General features: G+C 68.5%; 13 protein-coding genes and 1 pseudogene. 9 read left to right on the top strand and 5 right to left on the bottom strand.

What is annotated here, in order from left to right:
* Positions 1-36 precede the first annotated feature (36 nt).
* The 4 genes and pseudogenes from uvrC to pgsA all read left to right on the top strand — a co-directional run.
* Positions 37-1,929 (top strand): excinuclease ABC subunit UvrC, encoded by a 1,893-nt coding sequence (uvrC, locus tag O5O43_RS01655; RefSeq protein ID WP_271085193.1) that lies wholly within the window; start codon positions 37-39, stop codon positions 1,927-1,929.
* An 87-nt stretch (positions 1,930-2,016) separates the two neighbouring features.
* Entirely contained in the window at positions 2,017-5,076 is a 3,060-nt protein-coding gene (locus O5O43_RS01650) for a DUF3857 domain-containing protein (protein ID WP_271085192.1), read from the top strand.
* A 54-nt stretch (positions 5,077-5,130) separates the two neighbouring features.
* Positions 5,131-5,754: a carbonic anhydrase gene (locus O5O43_RS01645; protein ID WP_271085191.1), complete on the top strand. Its 624-nt coding sequence runs from the start codon at positions 5,131-5,133 to the stop codon at positions 5,752-5,754.
* Positions 5,755-5,812: 58 nt separating this feature from the next.
* Positions 5,813-6,433: pseudogene (gene pgsA, locus O5O43_RS01640) on the top strand (CDP-diacylglycerol--glycerol-3-phosphate 3-phosphatidyltransferase); the annotation flags it as partial.
* A 137-nt stretch (positions 6,434-6,570) separates the two neighbouring features.
* Here pgsA and O5O43_RS01635 read toward each other — a convergent pair.
* Positions 6,571-8,580 carry a S46 family peptidase gene (locus O5O43_RS01635; protein ID WP_348637154.1) on the bottom strand — a complete coding sequence of 670 codons (2,010 nt, stop codon included), beginning with the start codon at positions 8,578-8,580 and terminating at the stop codon, positions 6,571-6,573.
* A gap of 255 nt (positions 8,581-8,835) precedes the next feature.
* Here O5O43_RS01635 and O5O43_RS01630 point away from each other — a divergent pair, with 255 nt between their 5' ends.
* From O5O43_RS01630 to O5O43_RS01620, 3 genes are read left to right on the top strand one after another with little or no spacing between them, the layout of a single operon-like run.
* Positions 8,836-10,008 carry an ABC transporter permease gene (locus tag O5O43_RS01630; protein WP_271085190.1) on the top strand — a complete coding sequence of 391 codons (1,173 nt, stop codon included), beginning with the start codon at positions 8,836-8,838 and terminating at the stop codon, positions 10,006-10,008.
* Positions 10,005-10,787, top strand: a complete 783-nt coding sequence (locus O5O43_RS01625) for an ABC transporter ATP-binding protein (RefSeq protein WP_271085189.1) — start codon at positions 10,005-10,007, stop codon at positions 10,785-10,787. Before O5O43_RS01630 ends, O5O43_RS01625 begins: the two co-directional genes overlap by 4 nt.
* Positions 10,788-10,811: 24 nt before the next feature.
* Positions 10,812-11,828, top strand: coding sequence for an efflux RND transporter periplasmic adaptor subunit (locus O5O43_RS01620; protein ID WP_271085188.1), 1,017 nt, complete (start codon positions 10,812-10,814; stop codon positions 11,826-11,828).
* 89 nt (positions 11,829-11,917) lie between these two features.
* Here the strand turns inward: O5O43_RS01620 and O5O43_RS01615 are convergent, their stop codons facing one another.
* Entirely contained in the window at positions 11,918-12,070 is a 153-nt protein-coding gene (locus O5O43_RS01615; protein WP_271085187.1) for a hypothetical protein, read from the bottom strand.
* A 151-nt stretch (positions 12,071-12,221) separates the two neighbouring features.
* On the opposite strand from O5O43_RS01615, the gene O5O43_RS01610 reads away from it, so the two are divergent.
* Both O5O43_RS01610 and O5O43_RS01605 read left to right on the top strand, forming a co-directional pair.
* Positions 12,222-12,437: a DUF1289 domain-containing protein gene (locus O5O43_RS01610; RefSeq protein WP_271085186.1), complete on the top strand. Its 216-nt coding sequence runs from the start codon at positions 12,222-12,224 to the stop codon at positions 12,435-12,437.
* A 101-nt stretch (positions 12,438-12,538) separates the two neighbouring features.
* Entirely contained in the window at positions 12,539-13,060 is a 522-nt protein-coding gene (locus O5O43_RS01605) for a TIGR02281 family clan AA aspartic protease (RefSeq protein WP_271085185.1), read from the top strand.
* A gap of 138 nt (positions 13,061-13,198) precedes the next feature.
* On the opposite strand, the gene O5O43_RS01600 is transcribed toward O5O43_RS01605, so the two are convergent.
* From O5O43_RS01600 to dusA, 3 genes are read right to left on the bottom strand one after another with little or no spacing between them, the layout of a single operon-like run.
* On the bottom strand, positions 13,199-14,023 hold the full coding sequence (locus O5O43_RS01600) for a sulfite exporter TauE/SafE family protein (RefSeq protein WP_271085184.1): 825 nt from the start codon (positions 14,021-14,023) through the stop codon (positions 13,199-13,201).
* A gap of 29 nt (positions 14,024-14,052) precedes the next feature.
* Positions 14,053-14,730 (bottom strand): hypothetical protein, encoded by a 678-nt coding sequence (locus tag O5O43_RS01595; protein ID WP_271085183.1) that lies wholly within the window; start codon positions 14,728-14,730, stop codon positions 14,053-14,055.
* Between the two features lie 45 nt (positions 14,731-14,775).
* Positions 14,776-15,786, bottom strand: a complete 1,011-nt coding sequence (dusA, locus tag O5O43_RS01590) for a tRNA dihydrouridine(20/20a) synthase DusA (protein WP_271085182.1) — start codon at positions 15,784-15,786, stop codon at positions 14,776-14,778.
* Positions 15,787-15,790: the final 4 nt, after the last annotated feature.

Below are 15,790 nucleotides of genomic sequence, written 5' to 3'. Positions count from 1 at the left end.
CTGACAGATCGCCGCCGGACGCCTATATTCCCCCCGATGACCGTGGAGACGCCCGCCCCTGATTCGAAGCCGCTCGTCGCCGCCGACCTGATCCGCGACGAGGCGCGCCGCGCGCCCGACAAGCCAGGCGTCTATCGCATGTACGGCGAGGACGGGACCTGCCTCTATGTCGGCAAGGCCAAGTCGATCAAGAAACGCATCCTCCAGTACGCCCAAGGCCGCTTCCACACCCAGCGCATCGGCCTGATGGTCTCGCTGACCCGCTCGATGGAGCTGGTGGTCACCGCGTCGGAGACTGAGGCCCTCCTTCTCGAATCCAACTTCATCAAGAAGCTGAAGCCCCGCTTCAACGTCGTCCTGCGCGACGACAAGTCCTTCGCCGAACTGATGATTCGAAAGGATCATCGCGCCCCCCAGGTCCGGAAACACCGAGGCTCCCACACTACCGACGGCGAATATTTCGGTCCCTTCGCCTCGACCTGGGCGGTCAACCGCACCCTGAACACCCTGCAGAAGGCCTTTCTCCTGCGGTCCTGTTCGGACAGCGTGTACGAGACCCGCACACGCCCATGCATGCTGCACCAGATCAAGCGCTGCTCCGCGCCCTGCACCGGCCTTATCAGCCTCGAGGACTACGGCGACCTCGTCGAGGAGGCCTCGCTGTTCCTGCGCGGCAAGTCGCGCGCCGTTATCGGCCGTCTATCGCAGGAGATGACCGCCGCCGCCGAGGCCATGGACTTTGAACAGGCCGCCCGCGTGCGCGACCGCATCCGGGCGCTGTCCGCCATCGCCATGGAGAACTCCGTCAGCGCCGACAGCGTGGCCGAAGCGGACGTCTTCGCCCTGTTCTCGGAGGGCGGTCAGGCCTGCGTCCAGGTCTTCTTCTATCGTGGCGGCCAGAACTGGGGCGGCCGCGCCTATTTCCCGCGCGTGGACAAGTCCGACACCGACGCCGAAATCCTGTCCGCCTTCCTCGGCCAGTTCTACGAGGACAAGCCGGTCGCCCGCCTGATCCTCTCCAACATCGTCCCGTTCGAGAAGGAACTGCTGGAAGAAGCCTTCTCCATGAAGGCCAAGGAGGCGGACGGCCGCCGCGTCGTCTCCATCGAACGCCCGATGCGCGGCGACAAGAAATCCCTCGTCGACCACGCCCTGACCAACGCCCGAGAGGCGCTGGGCCGCAAAATGGCCGAGGGGTCGGCGCAGGGCAAAATCCTCGACGAGGTCTGCGAGGCCTTTGGTCTCGACAGCCGCCCCGAGCGGATCGAAATCTACGACAACGCTCACATCCAGGGGACGAACGCTGTCGGCGGCATGGTCGTCGCGGGTCCCGAGGGATTCCAGAAGTCTCAATACCGCAAGTTTAACATCCGGGGCACGGACCTGACCCCCGGCGACGACTACGGCATGATGCGCGAGGTCATGCGCCGTCGCTTTTCCCGCCTGGTGAAGGACGAGGAGGAGGGCGCCGAGGACGTCGTCCGCCCCGACCTCCTCCTCATCGACGGCGGCGCCGGGCAGCTCGCCGAGGTCCAGGCCGTGCTGGCCGATCTCGGTCTCGACGACATCCTGGCCGTCGGCGTGGCCAAGGGTCCGGACCGCGACGCCGGCCTCGAACGGTTCTTCGTTCCCGGCAAGCCGCCCTTCATGCTGCCGCTGAAGTCGCCGGCCCTCTACTACATCCAGCGACTGCGCGACGAGGCCCACCGCTTCGCCAACGGCGCCCACCGCACGCGCCGCTCGATGGACATCAAGAAGAACCCGCTCGACGAGATCGAGGGCGTGGGTCCCGGCCGCAAGAAGGCCCTCCTCCACGCCTTCGGCTCGGCCAAGGGCGTGGGCCGCGCCGCCGTCGTCGATCTGGAAAAGGTCGAGGGCATCAATCGCGCCCTGGCCGAACGCATCCACGGCTTCTTCCGCAAGGCCTGATGCCGGCCCGCACCGTCGCAACCGGCCCGCCACGGCTGGCCCGGCGGGCTTTCCATGCTAAACCCTGACGGGAAACAGGGGATCTGCATGGTGCGCGTGTGTGTCTGGGCGTTGGCGGCCATCGTGTTGCTCGTCGGAAATCCGTCGATCGCCCAGGACGTCGAACGCGCCCCGACCCCGTCGTGGGTCCAGCCGCTGGCCGATTCCGCGACCCCTTCGACGCCCGACGGCGCCCCGATCCGCATCCTGACCCAGGACGAGCAGACCCGCTTCACAGCCGAGGGCGTGGACACCTATACGCTCCGCCGCACACGCATCCAGACGACCCAGGGCCTGGGCTCCCTCAGCACCATCAGCGCCTCCTGGGCCCCGCCCAGCCAGTCGGTCCAGGTCCACTCCGTCCGCATCCTGCGCGGCGATCAGGTCATCGACGCCCTCGACGGTCAGGAGTTCCAGCTCCTGCGCCGCGAGAACAATCTCGAATCCTCCATGCTGGACGGCGTCCTGACCGCCACCCTCCAGCCCCGCGACCTGCGCGTCGGCGACATTCTGGAGACCGCCTTCACCATCCACGACGACGGCGGCGTCCTCTCCCCGCACCGCGAGCTCCTGGATGGGTTGAACGTCGGGGTCGTCATCGACCACTACCGCGCCCGCACCACCTGGCCCTCCAGCCTCGCCATGCGCTACCGCGGCATCGGCGACTGGGCCTCCGCCACGCCCCGCCGTGTCGGCGACCAGTGGGTGCTGGAAATCGAGGAGCGCGACCTCCAGCCCTCGCGCCTGCCCGACAACCTGCCCCGCCGCTACTACTTCAACCGCACGGTCCAGTTCACGGATTTCCGCGACTGGGCCCAGGCGGCGGACATGATGGTTCCCCTCTACGCTCGCGCCGAGGTGCTGGAAGAGAACTCCCCCCTCCACGCCGAGATCGCCCGCATCCGCGCCGAGAACCCGACCCAGGCCGGTCAGGCCGCCGCCGCCCTGCGCCTGGTCCAGGAACAGATCCGCTACGTCGCCCTGTCGATGGGCGAGGGCGGCTATGTCCCCGCCTCGGCCGACGACGTTTGGCGCGCCCGCTACGGCGACTGCAAGGGCAAGACCGCCCTCCTGATCGCCCTCCTCCACAACCTGGGTATCGAAGCCGTCCCGGCCCTGGTCAGCACCCGCCTGTCCGACGGTCTGGACGAGCGCCTGCCGCTGATGGCCTGGTTCGACCACATCATCGTCCGCGCCACGGTAGGCGGCCGGATCTACTGGCTGGACGGGACCCGCGTCGACGATCGGGACCTGTCGACGATCCAGCCGCCGACCTTCGGCTGGGCCCTGCCTGTCCGGGCCGGCTCCGACCTCGAAGAGATCATCGTGCCCCCGGCCGAGACCGCCGTCACCGACATCCTCGTCACCTTCGACGCCTCGTCCGGCCTGGACGCCGAAGGCCGGCTGGACATGGACATCGCCTACACCGGCGACGCCGCCACCGCCTTCCGCCAGCAGGTCGCCAACATCCCGGCGGCTCAGCTTCAGACCCTCCTCCTCTCGGCCTTCAAGGACAACGAGCAGATCAAGGTCGGCTCCGTCGACACTCGTTATGACGAGGGGGACCAGACCTTCCACCTCCTGATGACCGGCACGACCCGCATGGCCTGGGTTTCGGGATCGGGCGGGCGGGTCCTCTCCCTGTCCGACACGGCGCTCGGCATGCCGACCCAGGCCGAACGCACCGACCTGTTCGCCGCCTGGAAGGACGCGCCTTACACCAACACCTATCCGGCCCGCTCACGCACCCGGTCGCGGATCATCCTGCCCCACGGCGGCGAGGGTTTCCGCATCGAGGGCCCGGACCAGACCGTCGAGGCGGGCGGCTACCGGCTGGAGCGGACGGCGCGGATCGTCGACGGCGTCGCCGACATCGTCGTCACCACGACCAGCCTGACCGACGAAGTTTCCGCCGCCGACATGGCCGCCGCCCGAACCCGCAACGAGAACCTCTCGGGCACGGTCGTCCGCATCCGCGCGCCCGCTTCCTATGTCGCCACCGACGCCGATCGCAGCCGCCTGGACGCGGCCGACAGCGACCTCGACGACCTGATCGAGCGCGCCAAACGCCTGACCGAGGCTCGGGACATGGAGGGCGGTCTGGCCCTGCTCGACGCCGCCGTCGAACTGGAGCCGGACAACGCCAAGGCCCGCCTTGCCCGTGGGGAGGCCCGCCTCGACAACAACGACTTCGCCGGCGCTCAGGAAGACTACGACCACGCCGCCGACCTCGACCCCGCCGACATCGACGCCGTCCTGGGCCAGGGCGCGGTCCAGCTCGCCGACGGGCGCCCAGCCGAGGCCGTCGTCAGCTATTCGGTCGTCCTTCGCCTCGATCCCGGCAATGTCACCGGGCTCTGGGGCCGAGGCGCGGCCTACTACCAGATCGGCCGCCTCGACCGCGCCCTCGTCGATTTCCGCGCCCTGAAGACCGCCGCCCCGGACCTCCCTGCGGGTCCGAGTCGGGAACTGCGCATCCTCCTGCGTCTGGATCGCCGCGACGAAGTCCGCGCCCTGATCGCCGAACGCCTGGAGAAGTCGGCGACCGACTATCTGGCCTTGGACGCCGGAATGCGTCTGGCCCGGCTGGAGGGCGATCCGGCCGCCGGCCTGCCCGCCCTCGACGCGGCCATCGCCGTCGCCCCCGACAACGTCGACGTCCTGGCCCTGCGCGGTCGCGCCCGAGCCGCGGCCGGAGACGTGACCGGCGCCCGGGCCGACTTCGACCGGCTGCGCGCCGAAGCTCGCGGCGACCCCATCCTGCTCAACAACGTGTGCTGGGGCCAGGCGCTCGCCGCCTTCGACCTCGACCGCGCCCTGGCCGATTGCGACGCCGCCATCGCGGGCGCCGCCGAGGCCGGCTTCATCGACAGCCGCGCCATGGTCCTCCTGCAGATGGAGCGCTACGCCGAGGCCAAGTCCGCCTACGATCTAGCGCTTGCCGACCGCCCCAACCTGATCGCCTCCCTTTATGGCCGAGGCCTGGCCCGCATCGCGCTGGGCGACGCCGCCGGATCCGAGGACCTCGCCCGCGCCAAGGCCCTGTCCGCCGACGCTCCCGACAATTTCGAGGTCTTCGTCGCCCGCCATCCGCAGTTCGCGCCCTGATCACATCGCGCCGACCGACTTGGCGGCGCGGCCTGGTTGGGGCATTCAGCAGGCATGACCGACGAGTCCAATGACCCCCTGATCTCCGGCTATCGCCGTTTCCGCGCCGATCACTGGCCAGAAGCCCGCGCCGAGTATGAGGCCCTGGCCGCAGGCCAGACGCCCCACACGCTGATCGTGGCCTGTTCCGACAGCCGCGCGGACCCGGCGCTGATCTTCGACGCGGCCCCCGGCCAGCTGTTCGTGGTCCGTAACGTCGCCAACCTGGTCCCGCCCTACGAGCCGGACGGCCAGCTCCACGGCGTCTCTGCCGCGCTGGAGTTCGGCGTCAAGGTGCTGAAGGTCAGCCGCATCGTTGTCATGGGCCACGCCCATTGCGGCGGCGTCGCGGCCATGCGCAACGGCGCACCTGAAAGCGTTCAGGACTTCGTCTCCCCCTGGATCGCCCAAGGCACTCCCGTCGTCCGCCACGTCGCCGAAACCGTCCCCGCCAACGAGGTCGAGCAGGCGTCCGAAGAGGCGGTCGTCCGCCTCTCGATCCGCAACCTGCGCACCTTCCCCTGGATCGCCGAGCGCGAAGCCGCCGGGACCCTGGAGCTGGTCGGACTGCATTTCGGCATCGCCGAGGGCATCCTGCGCAAGTTGACAGGCGCGCCGCGGTTTGAACCGCTAAGCTAGGCGCGCGTTCGCTGATGACCGCCTATGGTGGTCTCGCCAGCTCGCCAACGGAATCGCCATGTCCCCCACCCACCACGCCAACCCGATCCCAAACATCCTGACCGGCCTGCGTCTGGTCGCCGGTGTGGTGATGTTCCTGATCCTGGCGGGGGCGACCGGCGGGGTGCCGATCCTGTCGGCCTATCTGAGCCCCGAGGATCAGTTCGGCCTCTACCGCGCGGCCTTCTACATCTTCGTGGTCGCCGCCTCGACGGACTGGGTGGACGGCTATCTGGCTCGCCGCTGGCATGCCGAGACCCGCTGGGGCGCCATCCTCGATCCCATCGCCGACAAGGTTCTTGTCACCGGCGCTATCCTGGGCGTTCTGACGAGTGGCTCGGTGCCCCAGATCGCCATTCCCTGCGGCCTGATCCTGTTCCGCGAGTTCGCGGTCTCGGCCCTGCGCGAGACCATCGCCGGTCGCGTGACGCTGGAAGTCACCCTCTTGGCCAAGTGGAAGACGACCGTCCAGCTGGTCGCCCTGGGCTGCCAGCTGTTCGCCCGCAACTGGGACGGCTTCGGCCTCGACTTCGACTACCTGCCGTATTTCCAGCTCTTCGCCGACAGCCTGATCTGGTTCGCCGCCATCGCCACCGTCTGGACCGGATGGCAGTATTTCGACACCGCTCGCAAGTCGCTGGCCGAGCCCGACGCGGCCCCGACGCCCGCTCAGCCGAAGCCGGCCCCGCGTGCGCCGAGGATCATCCACGCCGATCCGGCGCCAGCAGGCGAGGATCACTCGCTCGACCTGCCTGACGAGGACCGGCGTTAAGGGCCTCAGCGGACCCCCAGCTCCTCCACCAGCCGGCCCATGTCGTAGACGTCGCGCAGGGCCACGGTCACCGCGCCCGTCGTCACGATCACGCTGCGGTTGGTGTTGCGGTCATAGCCGTAGGCGTTGCGCTGGGTCAGGACGGTGGAGTCGAAATTGGCTCCCAGCATCTCGCCCTCGGCGTTGACCACGGGCGAGCCCGACGAGCCGCCGATGGTGTCCGACGACAGGGTCATGTTCAGCACCGTGTCCGGGTCGATCTCGTCGCGCGCGGCCAGAAGCTTCGGCGCCACGTCGAAGGGCGCGGCCCCCGTCGCCCGGTCCCACAGCCCGCCGAAGGTCGTGAACGGACCCCAGCGCTGACCCGGCACGTCCGAACCCTCGATCTTGCCGTAGGTCAGACGCAGCGTGCCCGTCGCATCCGGATAGACCGTGTCGCCATAGGCCGCGAACCGTGCGGCCGCCAGGCGTTCGGCGGCCTGATCGGTCGGGGCCTGCACCCGCGTCTCCCAGTCCTCGCGCACCGCCCGGGTCGGCTCCTGGATCGACAGGAGATATTTGATCATCGGATCGCCCGACGCCTCGATCGCCGCCAGACCGCCTTCCCACAGAGCGCGCCGCACGGCCGGATCGGCCAGCTTCGTCCCCTCGACCAGTCGCGCCGACAGGGCTTCCGGACTTTCGCGACCCAGGAGCGTCCGGACCCGGCCATCGTCCGCCGTCAGCCATTCGCGCGTCTTGGACAGCCACCACTCCATCCGCACCTGCTCCAGCGCCGGATAGGTCGGACGCTCGGCGAACAGGCCGGACTGCACGGCCGACAGGCGCGCATCGCCGAACTCCGGCAAGCGCTCGGCCGAGGGCTTGGCCCGCTCCTGCGCCCCGCGAACGAGCGTCCGCGCCCACAGGAACAGCTGCGATCCGCCCGCCACCGGCGTCGTTCCGATCCCCGTCCCGCCTTCCAGCAGGGCGTAGGCGGGATAGAGCTCGCGCGCGATCGGCTGGACCGCCGTCAGCGCGCCCCACGGATCGGCGGCGGTTTGGGCGATCGCGGCGTCGGCCGCAACGCGGCGCCGGAAGTCCGCTTCACCCTCGGCCCGCGTCGCCATGAAGGCCGGATCCGTCAGGGCGCGCATCCGGCCCAGACCCCGCTTGTAGGTGTTCTCCAGACCCACGATCGGATCCATGGCGATGAAGGCGTTCTCCTCGCTCTCTTCCGAGAACCGGATCAGCCGCCCGCGCAGTTCCGAGGCGATCAACTGATCCATCGGCAGGACCACGTCGCGCACCGTGAACAGCTGGTCCTGGGTCAGCAGACGCTGCGTCGCGCCCGGGCTGCCGGTCACGAAGACGGGCGTCCCTTCCACCGGCCGGTCGGCGTTCCAGCGGAAGTGGGTTGGGGTCCGTGCTGGGGCGTCATTCTCGTACAGCCGGATGAAGGCGGCATCGATGGCGAACCGGGGGAAGCTGAAGTTGTCCAGATCCCCGCCGAACGTCGCGGCCCGATCCTCCGGCGCGAAGGCCAGACGGACGTCGGTGTATTTCTTGTAAGTGTAGAGCTTGAACTGGCCGCCGCGATACAGGGTCACGACCTGACACCGCTTGTCGGTCGCGTCACCGCACGCCTCCTGCTCGATCCGGCCGATCTCGGCGTCGCGCGCCCGGTTGAAGGCCTGCCCCGTCAGGCCCGCGCCCGCCGCCCGCACCCGCTCGGTCACATCACTGATGTCGGTCAGCACCTCGGCCGTGCCGCCCGGGCATTTCAGTTCGTCCTCGCGGGCGCGCGGCGTGAACCCGGTCTCGGCGTAGTTCACGGCCTGGGTCGACAGGTTGGCCACGCAGGTGGCCACGCAGTGGTTGTTCGTCATGACCAGGCCCTCGCCTGACACCATCCCGGCCGAACAGCCGCCGAACTTCACCGACGACAGCCGCACACGATCCAGCCACGCCTGGTCGATATGCGTCCCCAGCGTCGAATTGGCCCGCGCGATGGGGAAGTTGTCGAACGTCCACATCCCCTCCTCGGCCTTGGCCGGATAGGCCGCGAAGGCGAGGACCGACATCGAGACGGCGGCGACGAGCGAGCGATGATTCATGGCGTCTTCCTGGAGGGGGCCGGCGACCCGGCGCATTTGCACGATAGCTAGGCCTCCCGCCGACGACGCGGCAAGCGTGGCCATAACGAGGCATGTCCCCTTACCCCGATTTAACTTGGAGAGAACCCGACCGCGCGTCACATAACGGTGCAAGTCAGGGGTGTTTCTGAGACAATGTCGCTCGCGCTTTCCACGCTGCTCTTCGAGTGGCGCCGCTACATGGCCGCCGTCATGGCTCTGGCCCTGTCCGGCCTGCTCGTCCTGTCGATGACCGGCGTTTTCATCGGCATCGGCAAGGGCTTCACCGCCACGATCGAACGCTCGAGCGCCGACATCATCGTCATGCAGCCGGGCGCCAAGTCGCTGATCGGCGGCCCATCGGGCGTGCCGCGGCGCTTCATCCCCCAAGTCTACAATAACCCCGAGGTGGTCGAGGTCCAGCCACTGGACGGCGCCGGCGGCTCCTTCCAGTCGATCAAGAACGTCGATCCGACCATGTCCCAGGCGGACCGGGCGAAGATGGGCGCCCCGCGCCAGCAGTTCGTCCAGGCCTCGATCATCGACACCACGCCAGGCTCCGTCACCATCCCGACTGACTATTCCCGCGAACTCGTCGACGCCCTTCGCCAGCCCTACACCGTCGCCATCGACGAGACGGCCGTCGGCAAGCTCGGCGTCAAGCTCGGCGAAAAGGCGCTCTACAACGGCCAGACCGTGACGGTCGTCGGGATCACCCGCGGCTATCCCAACATGATGCAGGCCACCGTCATCATGTCGCGCGATACGCTTCGCATGGTGGGCCAGGCCGATACCGGCCCGCGCGTCGGTCCCCTGATGGTCAAGCTGCGCGACCCGTCTCAGGCCCAGCGCGTCGCCGCCGAGCTCAACACCCAAGGCGACGGCCAGTGGAAGGCCTGGACCCGTCAGGAGCTCGCCGACGCCAACGCCGGCGCCATGTTCGAGGAAGGCATCCTGGTCATCATCATTGGCGGCTGCGTGGTGCTGGGCACCATCATCGGCGTCGCCATCACCTGGCAGACCCTGCGCGGCGCCATCATGGCCAACATCAAGGAGTTCGCCTCCCTGCGCGCCCTCGGCGTCGGCATGGGTTCGCTGAACCGCATCGTCATGGAGCTCAGCTTCTGGGTCGGCTGCGTCGGCGTGGTCGCCGCCATCCTCCTGACCATGGGGCTTCAGGCGCTTGCCATGATGGGCGCGGTCATCATCGCCCTGCCTCCTGTCCTGCTGCTCGTCGTCGGCGGCGGCCTGATCGTGATCGCCATGGTCTCAGGCGCCCTGTCGCTCGGCATCCTCAAGAACAGCCAGCCAGCGGACCTGCTGCGATGATCGACTTCACCCCGCACGGCGCCCCGACGCACACAAAGGTCCACGGCAAGCACGGGGACTTCGCCATCGAGGCCAAAGGACTGGTCAAACGCTTCAAGTCCGGCAAATCCTTCGTCGAAGTGCTGAAGGGCGTCGACTTCGACGCCCGCCACGGCGATCTGACCATGGTCATGGGACCGTCCGGGTCCGGAAAGTCCACTCTGATCGCGGCCCTGTCGGGCCTCTTGCGCCCCGAGGAAGGTCGGGTCGATGCGCTCGACGTCGACGACCTGTGGAAGCTGTCCCTCGGCCGGATCGACAAATTCCGCCTCGACCACTGCGGCTTCATCTTCCAGGGCTTCAACCTCTTCCCCGCCCTGACCGCCCTGCAGCAGGTAGAGATCGTGCTGAAATTCCAGGGTCTGTCCCCGGATCGTGCGAAGAAGCGCGCCACGGAAGCCCTGACCGAGGTGGGCCTGGCCCACCGCCTGCATCAGCGCCCCGCCATCCTGTCGGGCGGCGAGAAGCAGCGCGTCGCCATCGCCCGCGCCCTGGCCAAGGACCCGAAGATCCTGTTCGCCGATGAACCGACCTCGGCGCTGGACGGCGAGAACGGCCAGGTGGTCATCCGCCTGCTCCGCCGCGCCGCCACCGAACACGGCGCCGCCGTCATCTGCGTCACCCACGACCCGCGCCTGGAGGCCTGGGCCGACCGGGTCATCAAGATCGAGGACGGCGTCATCGTCTCCGACGAGCGCCACACGCCCAATCCCGACGCGACCCTCGCGTCCCACCACTAAGACTTCGTCCCGAGGACCTTCTCCATGCCCGCCTTCCTGAAGAACAAATGGCTCTGGATCGGCATCGTGCTGATCATCGTCCTCGTGGTGGGCTTCACCATGGTCCAGGGCGCCAACGCCTCCAAGGAAGCCGAGGCCGAGAAGGCCGAGGCGACGCGCGAGGTCAGCCCCTACGCCGCGATCGCCAACGGCAAGGTCGACATCGAGGGCGGCATCATCCAGATCGCGGCCCGTCGCGGCGGCGTCGTGCGCGAAGTCCTGGTGCAGGAAGGCGATCAGGTCACGGCCGGCCAGATCCTGGCCCGTCAGGAGGACGACGAGGCCCGCCTGTCGCTCCAGACCGCCTCCGCCGATCTCGCCGCCGCCCAGAGCCAGCTCAACCTGATCCAGGTCGACATCCGCACGGCCCAGCGCGAGTACGACCGCCTGGAGCGCCTGGTCTCCACCAACTTCGTGGCCGCCCAGCGTCTCGATCAGGCCCGCGACGCCATCGCCCAGGCCCAGGCCCGCCTCGGCTCGCAGCAGGCCGCGGTCCAGACCGCCCGCGCCCGGCGCGACCAGGCCGCCTACAATGTCGAACTGACGGTGATCCGCTCGCCGGCCGACGGCCGCATCGTCCGCCGCTACGCCAACCCGGGCGCCGGCGCCTCGACCCTGAACGTGTCCAACATGTTCGACCTGGAGCCCAACGCCCCCCGTATCGCCCGCGCCGAGATCGTTGAATCCGACATCCCCAACGTCACCACCGGTCAGGCGGTCGAGATCACCCCCGAGGGCGATCCGTCCAAGGTCTACGTTGGCACGGTCCTGCGCCGCGCCGCCGTCTTCGGCGCCCGCAAACTGGCCTCGGACGATCCGTCGCAACGCTCCGACGAACGCGTCGTGGAAGTGGTCGTCGCCGCCGGGGACGCGCCGCTCCTGATCGGCCAGCGCGTCCTGGTGAAGTTCATGAAGCCCGGCCAGGCCGCCGGCGCCACCCGCACCCCGACCGTCGGCGTCCCCGCCACCCGGTCCATGCAGACCCCGGCCCGCGAGGGGTGACAAACAAAAGGCCCTCTCCCCTTGCGGGAGAGGGACGCGACTTCACCCAAAACAAAAGCCCCGGTCCTGCGACCGGGGCTTTCTGCGTTCTAGTCCTTCTTCCCGTATCGGAAGGGTACGAAGTTCGATGGGTGGCTGACCACCCGCTCGCTCTGGCGAGGCTGTCGATGGCCCACCAGCATCCCGCCCCAAATGGCGAAGGACATCATGGCGTGCTGGAGGTTCTTCTCCTTGTCGTTCATCTTGGCGTCTCCTTTCGCTGAACGATGAAAAGAGACGCGTCGTGCTCCCAGGGGTTTTCACCCTCTCAGTCGTTTCGCGTCGTCTTCAATGTGTCACACTCAGTTTGAGACGCAAGCTTTTTAGTCCGTTTTCGGAGTAGTTTTCGCAATCATGTCGTCCGCTGTAGCGCCGCCGCCACGCTCCATCGCCACCCCGTGTGTGCAGGTCTGCATTGTCGACGGGCCCTCAGGGCTCTGCCTGGGCTGCTACCGGACGCTTCAGGAGATCGGCGGCTGGTCCCGCCTTACCGACGAACAACGCGCTGAGATCATGACCGAACTTCCGTCGCGAGAAGCGAACATCGACCCCGCCAAACTGGGTCTCTAGCTCTTAACCCTTCGTCAGCCACGTCGCTTCACCGCATCCCAACACCGGTCGTGCACTGTGATGACAGCCGCAGAAGCGGTCGGTCCCGAAGGTGTCCCGAGTTGCGTCTAGATCTTCAGTCCGCGATCGTCATGGGCATCGCGACCCTGTCCTCGCTGAGCGTCGCCTGGTGGCTGACGCACCAGGAACCGCGCACGGCGGCGGCCGCGGAGGCGCCTGCGCATCACATCCAGCCGGCCAGCCCCACCGCCCCGGGCCAGCCCGCCCAGATCGCCCGCTCCGCCGACGGCCACTATTGGGCCGAGGCCGATATCGACGGCCGCGCCATCCGCGTCCTGGTCGACACCGGCGCGTCGGTTGTCGCCCTGACCCGTCAGGACGCGCTGCGCCTCGGCCTTCGCCTGACGCCCGCCGACTTCACCCAGACCGTCGAGACCGCCTCCGGCCCCGCCAAAGCCGCCGCCGTCGAACTGGACCACGTCGCCGTCTCCGGCGCCCGCGTCGACAAGGTCCGCGCCCTGGTCGTCGAGAAAGGCCTCCCCCACTCCCTCCTGGGCATGAGCTATCTGGGCCGGCTGTCGGCGTTCGAGGCCCGCCCGACCGGGCTCACGCTGCGTCCCTGATTGCAGTCTCTGCAGAGTTTCAGCACGGTTTTGGCTGGGATTGCATATCATCCGTCACCGAACTCGCCGGTTTCTGCAGTCTCTGCCTAGCCGAAATCGCCACGAACTCACCGTTTTGCGGCCGACTGCAAATCGCGACTAAAACGCCTTCAACATCACGGAGATAGCCGTCGCCAGCATGTAGACGGCGAACACCCGGCGCAGGACCCTCTTGTCCAGCCGATGCGCCAGCCGCGCGCCGTACGGCGCCACCAGGGTGGTCAGCACACCCATGGCTACCGCCGCCGGGACGTTGACGTAGCCCAGGCTCAGCGGCGGCCGTCCTTCCGCCCCGAACCCGAATACCACGAAGCCGAGGGTCGCAGCAGATCCGATGGCCAGGCCGAACCCCGACGCCGTCGCCACGGCCTGATGGATCGGCCGCCCACACAGGGTCATGACCATCCCGCCAAGGCTCCCGCCGCCGATCCCCATCATGGCGGACAACAGCCCGACCAGCCCGCCGACCCCGCGCCGCCACCAGCCTGTCGGCATCTCCCGCCTCAGGGTCACATGCTCGGGCAGTAGCCCCAGCTGCGCCGCGACCAGGATCAGGCAGACGCCATAGACCACCGCTAGCCCCTCCATGGAGGTGAAGCCCGCGATCGCCGCCCCGATCAGAGCTCCGCCCGCGACCCACGGCGTCCAGGTCTTCAGGATCTCCTCGTCCACCGCCCCGTGCGCTCGGTGCGCCCCCAGCGACCGCCACGACGTCGCGACGATGGTCAGAAGAGAGGTGCCGATGGCCACATGCAGATTGCTCTCCCCGCCCAGCCCCAGCACCGAGAAGGCATAGAAGAGGGCGGGCACCAGAACGGTCCCGCCGCCGACACCGAACAGGCCGGCGATCAGTCCGCCCGCCAGTCCCGCCGCCAGGATCGCGGCGGCCAGCAGGGCCAGTTCGTTCAGGGGAATGGAAGCCACGACGGCGGTCTAGACCCGCCCGCGCGGGATTAGAAGCGCGCCGTCAGACCCAGCTGCACCACAGGGAAGAAGGCCTTGTCCTCGGCGTCTTCCTGGATGTCGCGCGCCTCCTGCTCCAGCCGCGCCCGAAAGGCCGGATCGTTCGACAGGCTCCCGCCCGACGACGACAGGCCGACTTCCGGCTGCTGGCTCCAGGCCACACCGACGATGCCTCGAAAGCCCCAGCGACCCTCGCGATAGAAGCTGTCGTCATAGCCGATGCCCACGAAGGGCGCCGTGTCCGACAGCTTGACCCGCCCGCTCAGCGTCCCGACTTGCTGGGGCGTGAACGTCGCCCCGCCGATCTCCACCGGCGCCGTCGGCTGTCCGTTGAGATTGATTGTCCGGTCCCCCACATACACCCCGCCGGAGATGAGGAACCCATTCAGGAACGGATGCAGATCGACGAACCCCGACACCGTGTCGAAGTCGAACCTCCCCGAATAATCCACGTCGCTGTAGGACTGATCGAAATCGTAGCCCAGCGTATCGATCCCGCCACGAACGGCAAAAACCGGCCCGAGATTCAGCTGCACCTCGGCGCCCACCCCGGTCGTTCCGGCGTTCAGGGCGGCGGTGATGGGGGATCGGGGATGCCGGCTCTGCGCCTCTGCGACGCCCGCCGTGCAGGCCAGAAGTGTCAGGGCGATCAGTGTGATGCGGGTCATGCCCGCAGGCTTGTCCCGGTTATGCTTAAAGGATCGTCAACCGGGTCAAGCGGCTTCCCGCCGCGCCCCGGCCTCGCGTACGGCGTCCATGGCCCGGTCCACCACGTCCAGACCCGCGCCCGGCTTGATCGCCTCGACCGTCAGGATGCGGCGGAACGCGCGCGCCCCCGGCCGTCCATGCATCAGGCCCAGCATGTGCCGGGTCATGGCGTGCAGACTTGTCCCCTCCTCCAGCCGCGCGGCCAGATAAGGCCTGTACCGCTCGATGGCCTCGAACGGCTCCACATCGGGCGCCCCCGCCCCGAACAGCCGCCGGTCGACCTGCCCCAGCAGGGCCGGCTCGTGATAGGCGGCCCGGCCCAGCATGACCCCGTCCAGTTGCACCCCATCGGCGGTGTCCAGATGCGCCTCCGCCTCGTCCAGCGAGGCGATGCCGCCGTTGATGCAGACCGTCAGATGCGGCCGCTCCCGCTTCAGCCGCCGCACCAGGGCGTAGTCCAGCGGCGGTACGTCCCGGTTCTCCTTGGGCGACAGGCCCTTCAGCCAGGCCTTGCGCGCATGGATGATGAAGGTCTTGACCCCCACGGCCGCCGAGGCGTCCACCGTCGCGAACAGGCTTTCGGTCGGATCCTGATCGTCCACCCCGATCCGGCACTTGACCGTGGCGGGCACGTCCACCGCCTCGCGGATCGCGGCCATACAGTCCCCCACCAGCTCGGGCTCTCGCATCAGACAGGCGCCGAACCGCCCCGACTGCACCCGATCCGACGGGCATCCGACGTTCAGATTGACCTCGTCATACCCCATGGCCGCCCCGATCCGGGCCGCCTGCGCCAGTTGCGCCGGATCGGACCCGCCCAGTTGCAGCGCCACTGGATGCTCGACCGCATCGAACCCCAGCAGCCGCTCGCGATCCCCATGGATGACCGCCGGCGCCGTGACCATTTCGGTATAGAGCAGGGCCTTCGCTGACAGGGCGCGGTGGAACGCCCGGCAATGCCGGTCGGTCCAGTCCATCATGGGCGCGACGGACAGTCTGTGGGCGGGATAGGTCATCGTC

The organism is Brevundimonas sp. NIBR11, from assembly GCF_027912535.1.
Lineage (GTDB): Bacteria > Pseudomonadota > Alphaproteobacteria > Caulobacterales > Caulobacteraceae > Brevundimonas.
The sequence above is the reverse complement of the archived record's forward strand: the minus strand, read 5'-3'. Positions and strand labels throughout refer to the sequence as shown.

Bases quoted from the DNA above. Each gene is read 5' to 3' on its own strand.
- uvrC (WP_271085193.1), top strand. From the start codon at position 37: ATGACCGTGGAGACGCCCGCCCCTGATTCGAAGCCGCTCGTCGCCGCC.
- O5O43_RS01650 (WP_271085192.1), top strand. From the start codon at position 2,017: ATGGTGCGCGTGTGTGTCTGGGCGTTGGCGGCCATCGTGTTGCTCGTC.
- O5O43_RS01645 (WP_271085191.1), top strand. From the start codon at position 5,131: ATGACCGACGAGTCCAATGACCCCCTGATCTCCGGCTATCGCCGTTTC.
- O5O43_RS01635 (WP_348637154.1), bottom strand. From the start codon at position 8,580: ATGTGGACGTTCGACAACTTCCCCATCGCGCGGGCCAATTCGACGCTG.
- O5O43_RS01630 (WP_271085190.1), top strand. From the start codon at position 8,836: ATGTCGCTCGCGCTTTCCACGCTGCTCTTCGAGTGGCGCCGCTACATG.
- O5O43_RS01625 (WP_271085189.1), top strand. From the start codon at position 10,005: ATGATCGACTTCACCCCGCACGGCGCCCCGACGCACACAAAGGTCCAC.
- O5O43_RS01620 (WP_271085188.1), top strand. From the start codon at position 10,812: ATGCCCGCCTTCCTGAAGAACAAATGGCTCTGGATCGGCATCGTGCTG.
- O5O43_RS01615 (WP_271085187.1), bottom strand. From the start codon at position 12,070: ATGAACGACAAGGAGAAGAACCTCCAGCACGCCATGATGTCCTTCGCC.
- O5O43_RS01610 (WP_271085186.1), top strand. From the start codon at position 12,222: ATGTCGTCCGCTGTAGCGCCGCCGCCACGCTCCATCGCCACCCCGTGT.
- O5O43_RS01595 (WP_271085183.1), bottom strand. From the start codon at position 14,730: ATGACCCGCATCACACTGATCGCCCTGACACTTCTGGCCTGCACGGCG.
- dusA (WP_271085182.1), bottom strand. From the start codon at position 15,786: ATGACCTATCCCGCCCACAGACTGTCCGTCGCGCCCATGATGGACTGG.